This window comes from Kitasatospora sp. NPDC093558 (genome assembly GCF_040683475.1).
GTDB lineage: Bacteria > Actinomycetota > Actinomycetes > Streptomycetales > Streptomycetaceae > Kitasatospora.
In genome coordinates this window covers 1-1,045 of the sequence record NZ_JBFBDY010001401.1, presented here as the reverse complement: position 1 = coordinate 1,045, position 1,045 = coordinate 1, and the positions used below count along the sequence as shown (strand labels likewise).

1 protein-coding gene and 1 pseudogene are annotated in these 1,045 nt (G+C 79.6%); both read right to left on the bottom strand.

Annotation, left to right across the window (positions count from 1 at the left end):
- The coding region (locus tag AB0O00_RS41340; RefSeq protein WP_363659801.1) for an NAD-dependent epimerase/dehydratase family protein at positions 1-765 on the bottom strand (765 nt) is incomplete at its 3' end.
- Positions 762-1,045 (bottom strand): annotated as a pseudogene (locus AB0O00_RS41335) (cytochrome P450); the annotation flags it as partial. The gene AB0O00_RS41340 and the pseudogene AB0O00_RS41335, both read right to left, overlap by 4 nt.

Sequence of the window (1,045 nt, the reverse complement as noted above, 5' to 3'; positions counted from 1 at the left end):
GGTGCGCGCGGCGAGGCGGGCGAGCGGCGCGGGGACGTGGCCGATCCGGGCGCGGACGCCGTGCGCGGCGAGCACCCGGTGGACGGCCTCGTCGCGGCGGTACGGCGTGGCGTCCGCGATGTTGTACGCGCCGGACGGCCACGGGCCGGCGGCGGTGACGCCGAGCGCGGCCAGGCAGGCGTCGGTCAGGTTGGCCACCGAGGTGAGGCTGAGCCGGACGTCCCCGCCCGGAAGCAGCAGCAGGCCGTGCCGGACGCGGGCCAGCAACTGCGGGACGAGGTGCGGATCGCCGGGGCCGTACACGGCGCGCGGGCGCAGGACGACGGCGCCCGCCGCGAGTGCGCGGAGCTCGGCGGCGGCCTTGGTGCGGCCGTACGCGTTGAGGTGACCGCCGGCGGTGGGGTGGTCCTCGGTGACGGCGGGGGCAGTGATCCGCGGGTCGTAGACGCTCGCGCTGCTCACCTGGACGACCGGCCGGCCGGCGGCGGCGCGCAGCACGCGCTCGGTGCCGGTGACGTTGACGGCGTGCTGGTGCGCCTCGGCGGGCGAGCCCGGGGACAGGTCGGCGACGGCGGCGGCGCAGTGGACGACGAGGTCGGCGCCGGTGAGGTCGGGGTCGGCGGTGGTGGCGTCCCACGGGACGTGCCGGCCGACCGGGCCGGGGCGGCGGCCGTGGCAGGAGACGTCGAGCCCGAGTGCGGCGGCGGCGCGGGCGAGGTGGGCGCCGCAGAAGCCGGTGGCGCCGGTGATGGCGATGCGCGTCACGGGGTTCCTCGGTTCGGGTCTCGGTTCGGGTCTCGCCGCAGGCCTTGCTGCAGGCCTCGGTGCAGCGTGAGTTCGGCGTAGCCGGGGAGGGCGGCGCGGCGGTCCACGCGGGCGCGGGCGACGGTGGGGCGGTACGGCGCCAACGCGAGGAGCACGTCGGCGAGTTGGGTGCGGGCGAGGCCGGCGCCCGGGCAGGCGTGCGGGCCGGCGCCGAAGACGGCCTGGGTGGCGGCCGGGCCGGGCTCGGGGTCGCGGCGGTGGGCCAGGGCGGCGTGCCGGG